Source organism: Amycolatopsis sp. NPDC049691 (assembly GCF_040675005.1).
Classification (GTDB): Bacteria; Actinomycetota; Actinomycetes; order Mycobacteriales; family Pseudonocardiaceae; genus Amycolatopsis.
This window is the reverse complement of the sequence record NZ_JBFANX010000035.1, coordinates 17,323-33,286: the sequence shown is the minus strand read 5'-3', so window position 1 is coordinate 33,286 and position 15,964 is coordinate 17,323. Positions and strand designations below refer to the sequence as shown.

The window sequence follows — 15,964 nt, the reverse complement described above, 5'->3', positions numbered from 1 at the left end:
GCGGGCGCCGCGCTGCCATTCATCGGATCTCCGTCCGCCAGCGCGCAGGAACTGGCCGCGGACGGCCGCGTCTTCGACGTCACGAAGTGCGGCGCCAAGGGCGACGGGCGCACGATCGACACCGCCGCGATCAACCGGGCGATCGACGCGGCCGCGACGCGCGGCGGGACCGTGTACTTCCCGGCCGGGACGTACGCCAGCTATTCGATCCACCTCAAGAGCAACGTGGCGCTGTACCTGGCGGCGAACGCGACGATCCTCGCGGCGACACCGGCCGGCGGCAAGGGGTACGACCCCGCCGAGCCGGGCGCGGGCAACCCGTACCAGGACTTCGGGCACAGCCACTGGCACAACAGCCTGATCTGGGGCGAAAACCTGGAGAACGTCACCATCGAGGGGCCAGGCAAGATCGACGGCAAGGGCCTCGTCGCCGGCGGCAGCGCGGAGTCCGCGCCGCTCAACGGCAACAAGGCGATCGCGCTCAAGCTGTGCCGCAACGTCGCGATCCGCGACATCACGATCGTCAACGGCGGGCACTTCGGCATCCTGCCGACCGGCGTCGACAACTTCCGCATCGACGGTCTCGTGATCGACACCAACCGCGACGGCATCAACATCGACTGCTGCAAGAACGTCCGGATCGCGAACACGACGGTGAACTCGCCGAACGACGACGCGATCGTGCTGAAGAGCACGTACGCGCTGAACCAGGTGCGCGACACCGAAAACGTGACGATCGACAACTGCTTCGTCAGCGGCTACGACCTGGGGACGCTGGTCGACGGGACGTTCAAGACGGCGTCGTCGTACGGGCGGACCGGCCGCGTCAAGTTCGGCACGGAGTCCAACGGCGGGTTCCGCAACATCGCGATTTCGAACGTGGTCTTCGAGCACTGCCGCGGCCTGGCGCTGGAGACGGTCGACGGCGGGTGGCTGGAGGACGTGACGATCGCCAACCTGACGATGCGCAACGTCCAGATGCCGCTGTTCCTGAGGCTGGGCGCGCGGATGCGCGGGCCGGCGGGCATTCCGGTCGGCTTCCTGCGCCGGGTGAGCATCAGCGACGTGACGACGTTCGCCGCGGACCCCCGGTATCCGTCGTGCCTCGCGGGGATCCCGGGCCACCCGATCGAGGACGTGAAGCTGAGCAACATCCGCCACCACCTGGCGGGCGGCCTGACCCCGGGCGACGCGGTCCAGAACCCACCGGAGCTGGAGACGGCCTACCCGGAACCGTCGATGTTCGGAACGCTGCCGGCGTACGGGTTCTTCGTCCGGCACGCGAGGGGGATCAGTCTGGACAATGTGGACGTCCGGTTCGGAGCAACGGACACGCGACCGGCCTTCGTGGCGCGCGACGTGGCCGACCTGGACGTGCACCACTGCCGAGCGGACAAAGTGGACGGAGTGCCGACGTTCGTCCTGGACGCCGTGGACGACTTCCGGGTGAGCGACGGGCGTCCGGTCCCGGAGGCGAGCGTGGCGCACGCGGACCATCAGGAGTTGTAGGTCCGTCCGGCCGGGTCCCGGCGCCGCCGCGGGACCCGGCCGGCTTACTTCCCGGTGTCCGCGCCGTCCTCAGCGGCCGCGGAGGTCGGGCCGGGCCAAGCCCACGCCCGCCAAGACGATCAACGCCACCGCCGCCACCGCGACGATCACCTCCAGGACCGGCACCCGCGCCGCCGCGGTTGTCAACGTGATGATGCTCGACACCAGCAACAACACGCCCGCCGCCAAGCTGATCCAGCACAGCGGGGCCGTTCTCGGGATCACGTGCCAACGGTTCTGCTCGGCCATCGCGCCTCCTCGTTCGGTTGACTTCCCGAATTTGCCCCGATCGGAGGACGATCAAACCGGCACGGAGTTGTCGCGATCCTGCCAGCACCCGCCCGGTGACGGCGGTCTACTGAATCTCATGATCACCTCTTCGCCTCGCCGGTGGCCCGCCGTCGCGGCCGTCACCGTCGGGATCTTCGCCATCGTCACCACCGAGATCCTGCCGATCGGCCTGCTGACCCCGATCGCCGGCGACTTCGGCCTCGCGGTCGGGACGGCCGGCTGGACCATGACCGTTCCCGGGCTCGTCGCCGCCGTCGCCGCGCCGGTCGTCACCGTCGGCACCGGGCGGCTCGACCGGCGCACCATGCTGGCCGGGCTGATGCTGCTGCTCGCGGCCGCCGGGTTCCTCGCCGCGGCCGCGCCCACCTTCGCGGTCCTGCTCGCCGCCCGGTTCCTCGTCGGGCTCGTCATCGGCGGCTTCTGGTCGATCGGTTCGGGCCTGGCGCCCCGGCTCGTCGGGACGGCCGCCGCCGGCCGGGCGACCTCCGTGGTCTTCTCCGCGGTGCCGCTCGGCTCGGTGCTCGGCGTGCCGCTGGGCACCCTCGTCGGCCAGCTCGCCGGGTGGCGGACGGCCTTCCTCGCGCTCGGCCTGCTCGCACTCGGGACCGCCGCCGCCCTCTGGTTCGTGACACCGTCCCTGCCCGCGACCGAAGCGACCCGCGTGACCGTCCTGAAAGGACTGATGACCCGCTGCGGAGTCCGAAGTGGACTCCTGGTGACCTTCCTCGTCGTGCTGGCCCACTTCGGCACCTACACCTACATCACGCCGCTGCTGCGCGACGTCGTCCGCCCGGAGGTGCTGAGCGGCTATCTCCTCGTCTACGGCGCCGCCGGGATCGCGGGCACCTTCCTGGCGGGCCTGCGCAAGCTGAACTTCACCGCCGCGGCCGTCCTCATCGCCCTGGCGACCGTTCTCCTGCCGCACGCCGGCCCGGTCGGCGCGCTCGCGCTGCTCGTGGTGTGGGGCGTCGCCTACGGGGCCGTGCCGGTCTGCTCCCAGGCCTGGTTCGCCCGCGCGGCGCCGGACGCCCCGGAGGCGGCGACCGTCCTGTTCACCGCGTCCTTCCAGGCGACGATCTCCCTCGGCGCGCTGGCCGGCGGCTTCGTGGCCGACGCGGTTTCCGTGCCGGCCGTCATGACCGGCGGCGGTGTCGTGGCCCTCGCCGCGGCGGCGGTGGTTCGGGGAGCGCGACGCACGGGTGCCGCGGCTCGCGGCGCCCGGGCGACCTCGAGCAGCCCGGCCGGATCCGCCGTCAAGTCCGGCTCGACCGAGTAGGCGATGCCGAGCGCCGGGCCCCTACGACCAGTCTCGACGTTCCGCTGGCCGGAACACAATGCTGTCCTGCCCGCCCGCCCCGGTGCGACCGTCGACGGCATGGCTCCCGTGAAAGCGGCGATCGTCGGCCCCGGCAACATCGGCACCGATTTGCTGGCGAAGCTGCGACGCAGTGAAGTGATCGAAGTCGGCTACGTGGTCGGCGTGGTCGAGTCCGACGGGCTCGAACGCGCCCGCGCGCAAGGGATCGAGGCCTCCGCCGAGGGCGTCGACTGGCTGCTGCGCCAGGATCCCCTGCCGGAGCTGGTGTTCGAGGCGACGTCGGCGAAGGCGCACGCCGCCAACGCCCCGCGCTACGAAGAAGCCGGCATCCAGGCGATCGACCTCACCCCGGCGCACCTCGGCCCGATGGTGTGCCCGCCGGTGAACCTCGGCGCGCACCTCGACGCGCCGAACGTCTCGATGATCACCTGCGGCGGCCAGGCCACGATTCCCATGGTGCACGCGGTTTCCCGCGTGACGCCGGTGCCGTACGCGGAGATCGTCGCGTCGGTGGCGTCGCGCGGTGCCGGGCCGGGCACCCGCGCGAACATCGACGAGTTCACCCGCACGACGTCCAGCGCGGTCGCCGAAGTCGGCGGCGCCGGACGCGGCAAGGCGATCATCATCCTCAACCCGGTCGAGCCGCCGATGATCATGCGGGACACCGTGTTCTGCGCGATCGGTGCCGACGCCGACCGCGACGCGATCACCGCGTCCATCCACGAAATGGCCGAAGAAGTCCGGAAGTACGTCCCCGGCTACACACTGCGCGCCGACCCGCAGTTCGACGACGCGCGCGAAGAGTGGGACGGCAACGCGCGGGTCGGGATCTTCCTCGAGGTCCGCGGCAACGGCGACTACCTGCCGGAGTACGCCGGGAACCTCGACATCATGACCGCCGCGGCCGCCCGCGTCGGCGAACTCATGGCGCGCGCGAAGCAGGAGGTGCCGGCATGAGTGAGCTTGCGAACGAATCGATGCACACCGGCCGTCCGGCACTGAAGCACGACGTCCGGATCGTCGACACGACCCTGCGCGACGGCAGCCACGCGATGGCCCACCGCTTCACCGAGCAGCAGGTGCGCGACACCGTGCGCGCGCTGGACCGCGCCGGCGTGGAAGTGATCGAGGTGACCCACGGCGACGGCCTCGGCGGCTCGTCGTTCACCTACGGCTTCTCCGCCGTCGACGAGCTGAAACTGATCTCGGCGGCCCGCGAAGAGGCGAAGCAGGCGAAGATCGCCGTGCTGCTCGTGCCGGGGATCGGGACGGCGGAAGACCTCCGGCGCGCGTTCGACGCGGGCGCGGAGATGGTCCGCGTGGCGACGCACTGCACGGAGGCCGACGTCTCGCCGCAGCACTTCGGCCTGGCGCGCGAACTCGGCATGGAGACCGCCGGGTTCCTGATGATGGCGCACCGGACGCCGCCGGAGGACCTCGCGAAGCAGGCGCGGATCATGGTCGACGCGGGCTGCCAGGCGGCGTACGTGACGGACTCGGCGGGCGCGCTGCTGATGCACGAAGCCCGCGCGCGGTTCGAGGCGCTCGTCGCCGAGGTCGGCGACGCGGCGTGGGTCGGCTACCACGGCCACCAGAACCTGAGCCTCGGCGTCGCGAACTCGGTCCTGGCGTACGAGGCCGGGGTCCGCTACATCGACGGGTCGCTCTGCGCGCTCGGCGCGGGCGCCGGGAATTCGCCGACGGAGGTGCTCGCGGCGGTGTTCGACCGCCTGGACATCGACACGGGCCTCGACGTCGGCGGCCTGCTGGACGCGGCCGAGGAGGTCGTCCGCCCGTACCTGAACCGCTGGCCGAAGATGGACCGCAACGCGATCGTCCAGGGCTGGGCCGGCGTGTACTCGAGCTTCCTGCTGCACGCGGAACGCGCGGCGGAGCGCTACGGCGTCCCGGCGCAGGCGATCCTGCGCCGCTGCGGCGAGCTCGCCCTCGTCGGCGGCCAGGAAGACATGATCATCGACGTCGCGGTGACGCTGGCCGCCGAGGGCTAAGCCGCGAACCGGGCCAGCGCCGCGAGCTTCCACCCGCGCTTGACGTCGCTGGCCCGGTGCCCGGACCGGTCGTCCACGAGCAGCCGCGCGCCCGGCCACGCCTCGGCCAGCTCGAACGCCGTCGTCACCGGGCAGCTCAGGTCGAGGCGGCCGTGGATCAGCACGCCCGGGATGCCGGCGAGGCGCCCGGCGTCGCGGATCACCGCGCCTTCCTCGAGCCAGCCCGCGTTCGCGTAGTAGTGCGTCGTGAGGCGGACGAACGCCAGCGCGGCCTCGTCCACCGGCGCGTCGCTCACCGGCGGCGCGCCGGGTTCGAGGGACAGCACCACCTCTTCCCACCGGCACCACGCGGCCGCCGCGCGCCGGCGGACCGCCGGGTCGGGGTCGGCCATCAGCCGCGCGTACGCGGCGACGTCGTCGTCGGCGCCCAGCGTGAAGCGTGCCCATTCCTCGGGGAAGAACCGCCGCAGGCCGCGGTAGAGCCAGTCGATCTCGCAGCGGCGCGTGGTGCTGATCGCGCTCACGACGATCTCGGTGACCCGCTCCGGGAAGCGTTCGGCGTACACCAGCGCCAGGGTCGTTCCCCACGATCCGCCGGTCACCAGCCAGCGCTCGATGCCGAGGTGCTCGCGCAGCCGCTCGAGGTCGGCGACGAGGTGGCCGGTCGTGTTGTCCCGCACGGAATCGAGGGCGTGCGGCGTGCTCCGGCCGCAGCCGCGCTGGTCGAGCAGCACCACCCGGTAGCGCGCCGGGTCGAACATCCGCCGCATGCCCGGCGTGCTGCCCTGGCCGGGGCCGCCGTGCAGCACGACCGCGGGCTTGCCGGCCGGGTTCCCGCTGGTCTCCCAGTAGATCCGGTGCCCGTCGCCGACGTCGAGGAAGCCCTGGTCGTAGGGCTCGATCGGCGGGTACAGCTCGGCCATGGCGGATGTCCTCTTTCGGTCAACGGCCGGAACCGCCCGTTCCCGGCGACCCGCGGCGGGCGGCAGACTCGGTCCCGGCCGGTGATCTTTCCGGTCCCCGCCCACTTTTTCGAGGGGATTTCGATGAAACGCAGGATCTTCGCCGCGGCCGTGGCCTGCGCGGCCACGGCCGCGGGGCTGCTCGGCGCGGCCCCGGCCGCCCAGGCGGCGACGTCGGTGACGTTCGCCCCGCGCACGGTGACCCAGCCGCACGACAACCAGTACGTCGCCCCGCTGGGCTCGGTGCAGCTGACGATGACGGCCACCCAGACCGCGTACGTCTATTCGACCTTGCGGGTCAACAACGCGTCGAACACGACGCTGATCGACAACGAGGTCCGCTGCTCGAGCACGAGCGGCTGGAGCAAGAACGAGGTGCTCGGGCAGAACGTCATCATCGCGAGCGCCACCGGCACCCCGGCGTCGCTGCGGGACATCAACGTCACGACGCGGTTCCTCGTCCACCCGGGCGCGGCGGGCACCGTCACGTGCACGACGTACCTGCGCAGCGCGAACCTCGGGCTGGGCAACTCGACCGTGAGCCTGGTCGGCGGCGAGCTGAAGTTCGCGGACACCAGCGTCGCGAACACGACCGCCGGCACGCCGCCGCAGGCCGACGACGGCGACACGCCTCCCGGCCGCGTCATCGGCCTCAGCTCGGCGGCCCCGACCGTGCGCGAGCCGGCCTCGGAGATCTTCGAGATGGCGCCGGTGACCGGGCTGAGCGTGTTCGGCGACATGGAACTGATGGCGTGCTACCCCGAGCCGAAGGACGGCTGCCCGCTGAACAGCATGACCGCCCGGGTGACCCTGTTCGTCAACCAGTGGAAGGCCGACGGCACGCTGTGCAAGTCGGACGCCTCGTCGAGCGTGACGGCACTGGTCCGCCGCGACGTCCACCACTACGTCGTCCCGCTGAACACGCACTTCACGGCGGCGACGGGCAACGGCTGTGTGCCGAAGTTCAACTTCTACGTCAAGACCGACTGGGTGAGCGGCTCGACGGGCGCGGTCCAGATGGCGTCGGGCGGTCTGCCCGACGCGACCGGTTCGACGGTGAAGCACTACGACGCGATGAGTCACGCCTTCGCGGTCGCTTACTGAAGGTGAAGGGGCGCGCCGGTTTCCCGGCGCGCCCTTTCCCGTGTCAGGCGGGTTCCCCGAACCAGCGGTGCAGGGAGTCCGCCAGACCGGTCGTCGTGCCGTCTTCGCGGGCCCAGGCGATGTAGCCGTCCGGCCGGATCAGCACGGCCGTCAGTGCCGGGTCGCTGACGCACTTCGCGGTCAGCGTGGTGACGTCGCGGGCCCAGCCGCTCGCCGTTTCGCGCAGCTCGGCGTTCTCGGCCAGGTCGAGCAGGAGCGCCTTGCCGTCCTGGAGGTGCTCGCCCGCCCGGGTGCCGTCGGCGAACGCGAAGTCGGGCGCGCCGCGGCCGGTGAGGTCGTGCTCGCCGTCGATCGCGTACCGGTGCAGGACCCCGGAGAGCTTCTTGGCCAGGTAGGTCGCCCCGTCGTCGGTGAGGAGCAGGTCGGTGACGACCTGGCGCAGCGCCTTCGTCCGGACGTCGCTGCGCATGAGCGCGACCTGCGCTCGGGTCCACTCGAGGACCCACTCGCCGATCGGGTGCCGTTCGGCCGTGTAGGTGTCGAGCAGGCCGTCCGGCGCGGTGCCGTGGATGGTCGCGGCGAGCTTCCAGCCGAGGTTGACGGCGTCGCCGATGCCGAGGTTGAGCCCCTGCCCGCCGAAGGGGGAGTGGACGTGCGCGGCGTCGCCGGCCAGCAGCACGCGGCCCTTGCGGTAGGTGGTCGCCTGCCGCGCGTTGTCGGTGAACCGCGTCGCGCTGTGGACCTTGGTGACCCGGATGTCGGCGCCGGACACCCGCCGGAAGCTCTCTTCCAGCTCTTCGGCGGTGATCGGGGTGTGCCGGTCCTCGGGCGGGCCGTCGAATTCGACGGTCAGCATCCGGCCGGGCATCGGCCCGTGGACGTAGAGCCCGCCGTTGCCGTGCTGCCAGCCCGGGGGGAGCGCCTCGGCGCCGGTCAGCTCCGCGAGCGCCTGCCGTCCGGTGATGGCGGGATCGGTGCCCGGGAACTCGAACCCGGCGTGCTTGCGGACGAAGCTGCGCCCGCCGTCGGCCCCGACGAGCCAGCTCGCGCCGATCTCGGTCCCGTCGTCGAGCCGCACGGTCACGCCGTCGTCGCCCGCGTCGAACCCGGTCACCTCGACACCACGCCGGATCTCGGCACCCAGTTCGAGGGCGCGGGCGCCGAGGATCGCCTCGACGGCCTGCTGCTGGATCACGACCACCCGCGACGCCGGGCCGACGTCCCGGAAGGCGGGATCGTCGAAGTCGACGCCGTTCGAGGCGACCATGATCCCGGCGAAGTGCCCGACCGGCAGCGCGGGCTTCGGGCCGCCCCCGCCGCGTGATTCGAGGAACTTCTTGATCTGTTCGGCGTTCTGCCGCACGACCTCGTCCACCGCGGGCAGCAGGCCACGGCGGTAGAAGGCCTCGGCGGTCGTCAGGTTGACCGACCCGGCCTTGATCGTCAGGTCCGGCTCGCTCAGCCGCTCGACGACCAGCACGTCCACGTTCTTCAGCCGGAGTTCGCAGGCCAGCATCAGCCCGACCGGTCCGCCCCCGGAGATCACCACATCCCTGTCCATGGCTCCGATGATGCCGCGAAACTTTTACCGAGTCAAACTTTGTGTCCGGTCTATACTCTCGGCTCATGGCGGATCACGGACTGCGCGAGCGCAAGAAGCGGGCCACGCGCGAGCTGATCTCGAACGTGGCGACGGGCCTGTTCATCCAGCGCGGCTTCGAAGAGGTGACGGTGGCCGAGATAGCCGAGGCCGCGGGCGTCTCGAAGATGACGGTGTTCAACTACTTCCCGCGCAAGGAGGACCTGTTCCTCGACCGCCACGCGGACCGGCTGGCGGAGCTGACCGAGGTGGTCCGTTCCCGAGGAGCGGGGGTGTCGCCGGTGGCCGCGCTGCGCGCGCACCAGCACGCGCTGCTGGCTTCGGGGCATCCGCTGTCCGGCGCGATCACCGGCGGCCCCGGGTTCTGGTGGGTGCTGAACTCGAGCCCGGCGTTGATGGCCCGGTGGTACGAGCAGGAGCGGGAGATCGCTTCGGCGATCGCGGAGGTGTTGGCTTCGGAGACAGGGGAGGAGTTCCGGTCCCGGATGGTGGCGGGGCTGCTGACGACGGCGATCACGACGGTGTTTTCCCACGCCATGGGGCGGATCGTGGCCGGGGAGGACGCGGAGGTGGTCCGGCGGGAGCAGGTCGCGGTGATCGATCAGGCGTTTGACCTGGTGGAGCGAGGTGTGGGCGACTTCCCGGACCGATCGCGGTAGTCGGCTGGGCCGATCGGGCGGTGTTACCGGCGACCGCTTGAAGCCCCCCGCCGTCGCTGCTGGATGATCGGTACCCGCAACCGGATCCGGGGGAGACCAGGTGAGTATCGAGGCGGCACTCGTGGGATTGGGTGCGGCCGCGGTCCGCAGCGCCACCAAGCTCTGGCTGGGCGACAAGACGATCGCGGCGGCGGTCGGCGACAACGTGGTCGAGCAGCTGGCCGGCCGGCTCAACACCCACCTCACCCAGCGCAAGCTGCACCGGATGATCGAGCACTTCACCGACGCGGTCGCCGAGCGGCTCACCCCGATGATGGAGTTCGAATACCGCGATCTGCGGGAGAACGAGCGGCTGGCCGCGATCGAAGCCGTGCGCGCCACGTTCGAGCAGGCGGGACTGGACAACGACGACCTGTTCGCCGCCGACCTGGACGCTCGCCGGCTCGACCGGCACTTCCGCTCGAAGGTCCCCGACGCGACCCGCGACCTGTCCAGCGGGGCGACCACCCTCTACGGCCTGCTGCTGCGCGAGTGCTGCGGGTACGTCATCGAGATCGCGCGTGGCCTGCCGGTCTTCTCGCCCGACGCGCTCACCGAGATCCTCCGCCGCGAGACCGAGATCGTCGCGGGTATCCGGGATGTGCTGGGCCGGCTGCCGCAACGACGGCGGGCGACGGACTTCGGCTACGACTACCGCCAGCTGGTCGCGCGCACCCTGGACCACGTGCAGATGTTCGGCGCCACCTTGTCCGAGGCGAGCCGGCGGTACCCGCTGTCGGTCGCGTACCTGAGCCTCACCGCGGTGTCCGAGTCGGCCGGCGAAGAGGCCTTCGCGCCGAGCCGCCGGATCGAGGAGCTGCTCTCGCGGACGCGGCGGCTGTTCATCCGGGGCGAAGCGGGACTCGGCAAGACCACCCTGCTGCAGTGGATCGCGGTCCGCGGGGCGCGGTCGGACTTCCCCGCGCCGCTGACCGGGTGGAACGACCTGATCCCGTTCTTCATCCCGCTTCGCCGCTACGCCGAACGCGAGCTGCCGCCGCCGGAACGGTTCCTCGACGAGGTCGGCAGGCACATCGCCAGTGAGATGCCCAAAGGCTGGGTGCAGGAGCTGTTGCGGACCGGCCGGGCCATCGTGCTGGTCGACGGGGTGGACGAGCTCGTCGCCGAACGCCGGGGCGAGGCACGCTCGTGGCTGCGCCAGCTGGTGACCGCGTTCCCGGAGATGCGCTGCGTCGTGACCTCGCGGCCGAGCGCGGCACCGCCGGAGTGGTTGCGCGGCGAGGAGTTCACCGTCGCGGACCTGCAGCCGATGGTCCCCAGCGACGTGCGGGTCTTCGTCGACCGCTGGCACCAGGCCGTCCGCGCGCAGTGTCCGGACGAGACCGCCCGGCGCGAGCTGGACCGGTACGAGCGCGGGCTGCTCCGGCAACTCACCGGCCGGTACCACCTGCGGAAGCTCGCCGGATACCCGCTGCTCTGCGCGTTGCTCTGCGCGCTCCACCGGGACCGGCGCGGGGATCTTCCCGACAACCGCATGGAACTCTACGACGTTGCGTTGCAGATGCTGCTGGAACGGCGTGACGCCGAGCGCCGGGTCTCGACGCTGCCGGGCCTCAACCGCACGCGGAAGACGCTGCTGCTGTCGGACCTCGCCTATTGGTTCCTGCGCAACGACTTCACCGATGCGGCGGTGAGCCGGGCGATCGAGCAGCTCGGCCGGCGATTGCGCGGCATGCCGGAGGTCGGCGCCGACGCCGGCGCGGTGTACCGGCACCTCCTGGAGCGCACCGGCTTGCTGCGCGAGCCCGTCGACGGACGTGTCGACTTCGTGCACCGCACGTTCCAGGAGCACCTGGCGGCGCGCGCGGCCATTGTGGACACTGACGACGTCGGGACCCTCGTCGCCCACGGGCACCTGGACCAGTGGCACGAAGTGGTCGTCATGGCGGCCGGCCACGCCTCGCGCGCACAGCGGGAGGAGCTGCTGTCCGGGCTGGTGGACCGCGGTGACCGGGAAGGACAGCACCGGTACACGTTGCACCTGCTCGCGGTGGCCTGCCTGGAGACCTCGCCGGAGCTCGAACCGCGGCTGCACGGGGAGATCACCCGACGGGCGGCGGAACTCCTGCCGCCGAAGTCGTTGAGCGCGGCGCGGGCCTTCGCCTCCGCGGGGTTGTTCGTGCTGGACCTGCTCGCGGCAGCGGAGGTCCGGACAGCTCGGGAAGCCGCGGCCACGGTCCGGGCCGCGGCCGAGATCGGGGTGGACGAAGCGCTCCCGGTGATCTCCCGGTTCGCCGGCGACAAGCGCAAGAGCGTCCAGCACGAGCTGGTGACGGCGTGGCCGAGGTTCGACGCCGAGTCCTACGCGCGGCAGGTGCTCGCCGACCTGCAGATCTCCGCGCTGGAGGTGCACGACCCGGCGATGGCGCCGAGCCTCCGGCACCTGAAGCACGTCAAGGAACTGGAGTGCTCGGTGCCGCAGCTCGGTTCCCTGGCGTTCGTGCCGGCCCAGGTGGAGAAACTGACGCTGTCCGCGTCGGGACTGGTCGACCTTTCCACCTTGACCACTCCGGCGCTGCGCACGCTCGCCATCGACGCCACCAAGGCGGTCGACGTCGCCCCGTTGGTGGCCTTGGACCGGCTCGAATCGCTCTTCCTCAGCGTGAAGCGGATCCGCAACCTCAGCGCGTTGCACGAGATGGCCTCGCTGCGCGAGCTGACCCTGCTGGGCGGGTGCCGCGTCGTGGACCTCGCCGGCCTCGGCGTGCACGCCTCCCCGCTCGACAGCCTGGCTCTGGCGTTCATCGAGGACCTCAAGGAACTGACCCCGTTGGCGTTCCTCACGAATCCGCACACGATCCGGCTGGTGGGGTGCCACCATCTGAGTTCCCTGACCGGAATGCCGCGGCAGTGGGCGGCTTCGCTGAGCACTTTGGCGATCCAGCACTGCGCTCCGGTCGACATCACGCCCCTGACCAAGCTCGGCAACCTGCTCGAACTCGACCTGACCGGGACGCCGGTCACCGACTTGATGCCGCTGGCCGAGTTGCCCTACCTGCGCCGGCTGACCGTGAGCTCGGCGAGGACGGCGCGGGACCTCATCCCGATCACCCGCATGCCGGTCCTGCGGGAACTGCGGATCTCGCAGGGCGGCCCGGTGAACCTCGCGGGGCTCGCCGGTGTCCCGAACCTGCTGGTCCGGGTGCAGGGCAGCACGCCGGTCAGCGGCGGCCACCTGCTGGGCGACGGTTCGCGGGTCGAGGTCAACTCGGTCTTCGACTGACTGATGCCTTGCTCACCTTGGTGAGCGGAGTGCCTGTTTCGCCCCTTCGGCGACTGCAGCCGCCACGGTTGCCAGGGCGGGGGAGTCCAGCTTCCACTGCTGCCAGTGCAGCGGTACGTCCAGCGGGCGGTCCGGGGCCAGGTCCACCAGTGCGTCGCTGCGGGTTGCCGCCTGGATTTCGGGGACCATGCCCCAACCCAGGCCGGCTGCCACCGCGTCCGCGAACGACTCCGATGCCGGGATGTAGTGGCGGACCGGGGTGAACGCGCGGCGGCGGGTCAACGCTCGGAGGAAGCGGTCCTGGAGGTCGTCCTTGCGGTCGAACAGGACCACAGGTGCATTCGGTAGGGACGCCGGGAGCGGGTCTTCCGAAAGCCACCGGTCGACGAATCCGGGGGAGGCCATCGCCCGGTAGCGCATGCGGCCCAGGCGGGCCGACGTGCAGCCCTGGACCGGTTGGGGTGAGGCCGTTACCGCCGCCATCACCAGGCCTTCGCGCAGGAGCGCCGCCGTGTGGTCCTGGTCCTCGCGGTGCAGGTCGAAGCACACCTTGAGGGACTCCGGGAGGCCGGCCAGGCTCGGCAGGAACCACGTGGCGAGGGAGTCCGCGTTCACCGCGATCGACAGCGTCCGGGTCGATGAGCCGAGGCCCAGTTCGGCCAGCGCGTCCTGTTCCAGCTGGGCCAGTGAGCGCGCGAAGCGGACCAAAACCTGGCCGGACTCGGTGAGCGTGACCGGCTTCGTGCGGAGCAGGAGCACGCGGCCCGTGCGCTGCTCCAGCGCCTTGATCCGCTGGCTGACCGCCGACGGCGTCACGTGCAGGACCGCTGCCGCCGCGTCGAAACTGTGCTCGTCCACGACGGCCAGCAGCGTCCGGACCTGGTCGAGCGGCAGATCTGACATCACGAGCGCTAATGTTACGTAAGAATCTTTAGCTGGAGTAATCCAGCGGGGCGGTCCTACCGTGGAGCCGTGCTCCCGCTGCTCCTCGCCGGCTTCGGAACCGGTCTGTCCCTCATCGTCGCCATCGGCTCGCAGAACGCCTTCCTGCTGCAACAGGGCCTGCGTGGCGGCGCCGTCGCCCCGCTCGTCGTCATCTGCGCCGTTTCGGACCTCGTGCTGATCGGGCTCGGCGTGAGCGGGATCGGAGCCGTGCTGGAGCGGTGGCCGACGGCGATCGGGGTGATCGCCGTCGGGGGTGGGCTCTTCCTGCTCGGCTACGGCGCCCTCGCCGCGCGGCGGGCGTTCCGGCCGTCGGTCATGGCCGTCGGCGAGGAGCGGACGCCGCTGCGCAAGGCCGTGCTCGCCTGTGTGGCGTTCACCTGGCTGAACCCGCACGTCTACCTCGACACCGTGCTGCTCCTCGGCTCGGTCGCGGTCGCCCACGGCGACGGCCGCTGGGTGTTCGGGCTCGGCGCCGGGATCGCGAGCGCCGTCTGGTTCAGCGCTCTCGGCTTCGGCGCGCGCCGCCTCGCCGGCCTTTTCGCCCGGCCGATGGCCTGGCGCGTCCTCGACGTCCTGATCGCCGTCACGATGGCCGGCCTCGGCGCGACGATGCTGCTGAGCCACGGGTGAGAGTCACCAGAGCTGCCCGCGCTCGTCGGCCGGCGGTCGTTCCAGCTCCAGCAGGAACTCCTTGCGTTTCACGCCGCCCGCATATCCGGTCAGCTTCCCGTTCTTCCCGACGACCCGGTGGCACGCGACGAGGATGCTCAGCGGATTTCGCCCGACGGCCGCCCCGACTTCGTGCGGCAACGCCCCGACAGCTCGCGCGAGGTCGCCGTACGTCGCCGTGGCGCCGTACGGGATCTTCTCGATCTCGGCCCAGACCTCGCGGTCGAAGACCGGACCGTCGGCTCGCGTGGGCACGTCGAACTCCGTGCGCCGGCCCGCGAAGTACTCCTTCAGTTGCGCGGCCGCAGTGCGGAACGCCGTGTCGTCGCGCGGGCCGAACGCGGTGCGGTCCGGCCGGGTCCAGTGGTGCGGGAAGTAGAGGCCGGTCACGACGTCGCCGTCGCCGACCAGGGTGAGCTCGCCGATCGGCGAGTCGATGATCGTGTGGTGCATCAGTTCTCCCAAGTGGTGCCGTCCGCCCGCGCGCCGCGGATGCCGGGCAGCCGGACGTCGGCCGATTTCGAAGTGACGACTGTCCGATCAGGACGCCACGACGTCGACCGCAGCAGCCGCCGGGCCATGCCCGCCCAGCCGGCCGGGGTGGCGCTGACCACCCAGACGTCCGGGTCCGGTGCCGCGAACCGCCGGGCTTGGCGCAGCCAGGACGCCGCCGTTTCCGGCCAGGTCACGGTCGCCAGTACCAGGCCGCCCCAGGCTTCGGCGATCCGTTCGCCGTCGGCTCGCGAGGCCGGGTCCGTCGCCGTGCCGAGCACGATGTGCCGGGCCGGGCCGATCAGCCTCACGAGTGCCTCGAGTTCCGCGTCGGTCATGCCGCGTCGTGGAAGACCAGGCCGAGGGTGTGCCGCCGGCCGGACCGCACGGCCGAGACGCCGTGCCGCACCGGCGAGGCGGACCAGCCGCGAGCCGAGCGGACCGGGCGGTCGCGAGTGGTGAAGACCAGGCCGTGGCCCTGCGGGATGAGGGTCGCGGTGCCACGGGACTGGGCTCGTGGCCGCTGTTCGACCAGGAGGAACTCGCCGCCGGTGTGGTCGACGCCCGGTGCGTTGAGGTTGATCACGACCTGCAGCGGGAACACCTTGTCGCCGTAGAGGTCGCGGTGGAGGGCGTTCCAGCCGCCGGTTTCGTAGCGGAGGAGGATCGGGGTGGGCCTTCGTTGCCCGGCGTCGTGGCAGACCCGCAGCCATTCGTCCAATGTGGACGGCCAGTCGGGATCGCGGCCGAGCCGGGCGTACCAGTCCCGCGCGATGGGAAGCAGGCGGGGGTAGAGGGCTTGTCGCAGCCGGTGTACGGGTTCCGGGAAGGGTTCGGCGAAGTAGTGGTAGTCGCCGTGGTCGCCGAAGCGGTGGCGCCGCAGGTTGACGGTGGCGCGGAAGTGCTCGGGCTGGTCCCAGAGGGCGACGAGCTTCGCGCACTCGGCCGGCGTGAGCAGCTGCGGAAGCAGGGCGCAGCCGTAGTCGTCGACCTCGGCGGCCACCGCCTCCCAATCAGCGGCGGCGACGCGTTTCTCGAAGGTGCTCATACCTGGTAGACGCCCCGGCGGGGGGAAACGTGAGAT

At 71.3% G+C, this 15,964-nt stretch carries 15 protein-coding genes; 8 read left to right on the top strand and 7 right to left on the bottom strand.

From position 1 onward, the window contains the following. Positions 1–12: 12 nt before the first annotated feature. Positions 13–1,509 carry a glycoside hydrolase family 28 protein gene (locus AB0J40_RS45040; RefSeq protein ID WP_364466490.1) on the top strand — a complete coding sequence of 499 codons (1,497 nt, stop codon included), beginning with the start codon at positions 13–15 and terminating at the stop codon, positions 1,507–1,509. 69 nt (positions 1,510–1,578) lie between these two features. Here the strand turns inward: AB0J40_RS45040 and AB0J40_RS45035 are convergent, their stop codons facing one another. After that, positions 1,579–1,797 (bottom strand): hypothetical protein, encoded by a 219-nt coding sequence (locus tag AB0J40_RS45035; RefSeq protein ID WP_364466390.1) that lies wholly within the window; start codon positions 1,795–1,797, stop codon positions 1,579–1,581. A gap of 118 nt (positions 1,798–1,915) precedes the next feature. On the opposite strand from AB0J40_RS45035, the gene AB0J40_RS45030 reads away from it, so the two are divergent. From AB0J40_RS45030 to dmpG, 3 genes are all read left to right on the top strand, one after another. Then, positions 1,916–3,115 carry an MFS transporter gene (locus AB0J40_RS45030; protein WP_364466388.1) on the top strand — a complete coding sequence of 400 codons (1,200 nt, stop codon included), beginning with the start codon at positions 1,916–1,918 and terminating at the stop codon, positions 3,113–3,115. Positions 3,116–3,214: 99 nt separating this feature from the next. Next, on the top strand, positions 3,215–4,114 hold the full coding sequence (locus AB0J40_RS45025) for an acetaldehyde dehydrogenase (acetylating) (protein WP_364466386.1): 900 nt from the start codon (positions 3,215–3,217) through the stop codon (positions 4,112–4,114). Continuing rightward, positions 4,111–5,166, top strand: coding sequence for a 4-hydroxy-2-oxovalerate aldolase (gene dmpG / locus AB0J40_RS45020; RefSeq protein ID WP_364466384.1), 1,056 nt, complete (start codon positions 4,111–4,113; stop codon positions 5,164–5,166). Before AB0J40_RS45025 ends, dmpG begins: the two co-directional genes overlap by 4 nt. Here dmpG and pip read toward each other — a convergent pair. Next, the gene (gene pip / locus AB0J40_RS45015) at positions 5,163–6,089 is read right to left on the bottom strand and encodes a prolyl aminopeptidase (protein WP_364466382.1); all 927 of its coding nucleotides are present in this window, start codon (positions 6,087–6,089) and stop codon (positions 5,163–5,165) included. The two genes, dmpG and pip, sit on opposite strands and share 4 nt — an antisense overlap. A 123-nt stretch (positions 6,090–6,212) precedes the next feature. On the opposite strand from pip, the gene AB0J40_RS45010 reads away from it, so the two are divergent. Beyond that, entirely contained in the window at positions 6,213–7,232 is a 1,020-nt protein-coding gene (locus AB0J40_RS45010) for a hypothetical protein (protein ID WP_364466380.1), read from the top strand. A gap of 43 nt (positions 7,233–7,275) precedes the next feature. Here AB0J40_RS45010 and AB0J40_RS45005 read toward each other — a convergent pair whose 3' ends face one another. Further along, complete coding sequence (locus AB0J40_RS45005; protein ID WP_364466378.1) at positions 7,276–8,793, bottom strand: FAD-dependent monooxygenase; 1,518 nt, start codon at positions 8,791–8,793, stop codon at positions 7,276–7,278. Between the two features lie 65 nt (positions 8,794–8,858). Between AB0J40_RS45005 and AB0J40_RS45000 the strand changes: the two genes are divergently transcribed. Further along, complete coding sequence (locus AB0J40_RS45000) at positions 8,859–9,491, top strand: TetR/AcrR family transcriptional regulator (RefSeq protein ID WP_364466376.1); 633 nt, start codon at positions 8,859–8,861, stop codon at positions 9,489–9,491. Positions 9,492–9,591: 100 nt separating this feature from the next. Then, positions 9,592–12,774, top strand: a complete 3,183-nt coding sequence (locus AB0J40_RS44995) for an NACHT domain-containing protein (RefSeq protein WP_364466374.1) — start codon at positions 9,592–9,594, stop codon at positions 12,772–12,774. A 12-nt stretch (positions 12,775–12,786) separates the two neighbouring features. On the opposite strand, the gene AB0J40_RS44990 is transcribed toward AB0J40_RS44995, so the two are convergent. After that, positions 12,787–13,680 carry a LysR family transcriptional regulator ArgP gene (locus AB0J40_RS44990; RefSeq protein WP_364466372.1) on the bottom strand — a complete coding sequence of 298 codons (894 nt, stop codon included), beginning with the start codon at positions 13,678–13,680 and terminating at the stop codon, positions 12,787–12,789. Between the two features lie 66 nt (positions 13,681–13,746). Between AB0J40_RS44990 and AB0J40_RS44985 the strand changes: the two genes are divergently transcribed. After that, positions 13,747–14,349: a LysE family transporter gene (locus tag AB0J40_RS44985; RefSeq protein ID WP_364466370.1), complete on the top strand. Its 603-nt coding sequence runs from the start codon at positions 13,747–13,749 to the stop codon at positions 14,347–14,349. 3 nt (positions 14,350–14,352) lie between these two features. Here the strand turns inward: AB0J40_RS44985 and AB0J40_RS44980 are convergent, their stop codons facing one another. Genes AB0J40_RS44980 through AB0J40_RS44970 form a run of 3 tightly spaced genes read right to left on the bottom strand, consistent with a single transcriptional unit; the run spans position 14,353 to position 15,928 of the window. Continuing rightward, positions 14,353–14,841 (bottom strand): methylated-DNA--[protein]-cysteine S-methyltransferase, encoded by a 489-nt coding sequence (locus AB0J40_RS44980; protein WP_364466368.1) that lies wholly within the window; start codon positions 14,839–14,841, stop codon positions 14,353–14,355. After that, positions 14,841–15,218, bottom strand: a complete 378-nt coding sequence (locus tag AB0J40_RS44975; protein ID WP_364466366.1) for a hypothetical protein — start codon at positions 15,216–15,218, stop codon at positions 14,841–14,843. Before AB0J40_RS44975 ends, AB0J40_RS44980 begins: the two co-directional genes overlap by 1 nt. After that, complete coding sequence (locus tag AB0J40_RS44970; RefSeq protein ID WP_364466364.1) at positions 15,215–15,928, bottom strand: 2OG-Fe(II) oxygenase; 714 nt, start codon at positions 15,926–15,928, stop codon at positions 15,215–15,217. Before AB0J40_RS44970 ends, AB0J40_RS44975 begins: the two co-directional genes overlap by 4 nt. Positions 15,929–15,964 lie beyond the last annotated feature (36 nt).

Coding starts and splice junctions, on each gene's coding strand:
- AB0J40_RS44980 (WP_364466368.1), bottom strand. CDS start 14,841: ATGCACCACACGATCATCGACTCGCCGATCGGCGAGCTCACCCTGGTC.
- AB0J40_RS45025 (WP_364466386.1), top strand. CDS start 3,215: ATGGCTCCCGTGAAAGCGGCGATCGTCGGCCCCGGCAACATCGGCACC.
- AB0J40_RS45005 (WP_364466378.1), bottom strand. CDS start 8,793: ATGGACAGGGATGTGGTGATCTCCGGGGGCGGACCGGTCGGGCTGATG.
- dmpG (WP_364466384.1), top strand. CDS start 4,111: ATGAGTGAGCTTGCGAACGAATCGATGCACACCGGCCGTCCGGCACTG.
- AB0J40_RS45010 (WP_364466380.1), top strand. CDS start 6,213: ATGAAACGCAGGATCTTCGCCGCGGCCGTGGCCTGCGCGGCCACGGCC.
- AB0J40_RS45035 (WP_364466390.1), bottom strand. CDS start 1,797: ATGGCCGAGCAGAACCGTTGGCACGTGATCCCGAGAACGGCCCCGCTG.
- pip (WP_364466382.1), bottom strand. CDS start 6,089: ATGGCCGAGCTGTACCCGCCGATCGAGCCCTACGACCAGGGCTTCCTC.
- AB0J40_RS44975 (WP_364466366.1), bottom strand. CDS start 15,218: ATGACCGACGCGGAACTCGAGGCACTCGTGAGGCTGATCGGCCCGGCC.
- AB0J40_RS44970 (WP_364466364.1), bottom strand. CDS start 15,928: ATGAGCACCTTCGAGAAACGCGTCGCCGCCGCTGATTGGGAGGCGGTG.
- AB0J40_RS45000 (WP_364466376.1), top strand. CDS start 8,859: ATGGCGGATCACGGACTGCGCGAGCGCAAGAAGCGGGCCACGCGCGAG.
- AB0J40_RS45030 (WP_364466388.1), top strand. CDS start 1,916: ATGATCACCTCTTCGCCTCGCCGGTGGCCCGCCGTCGCGGCCGTCACC.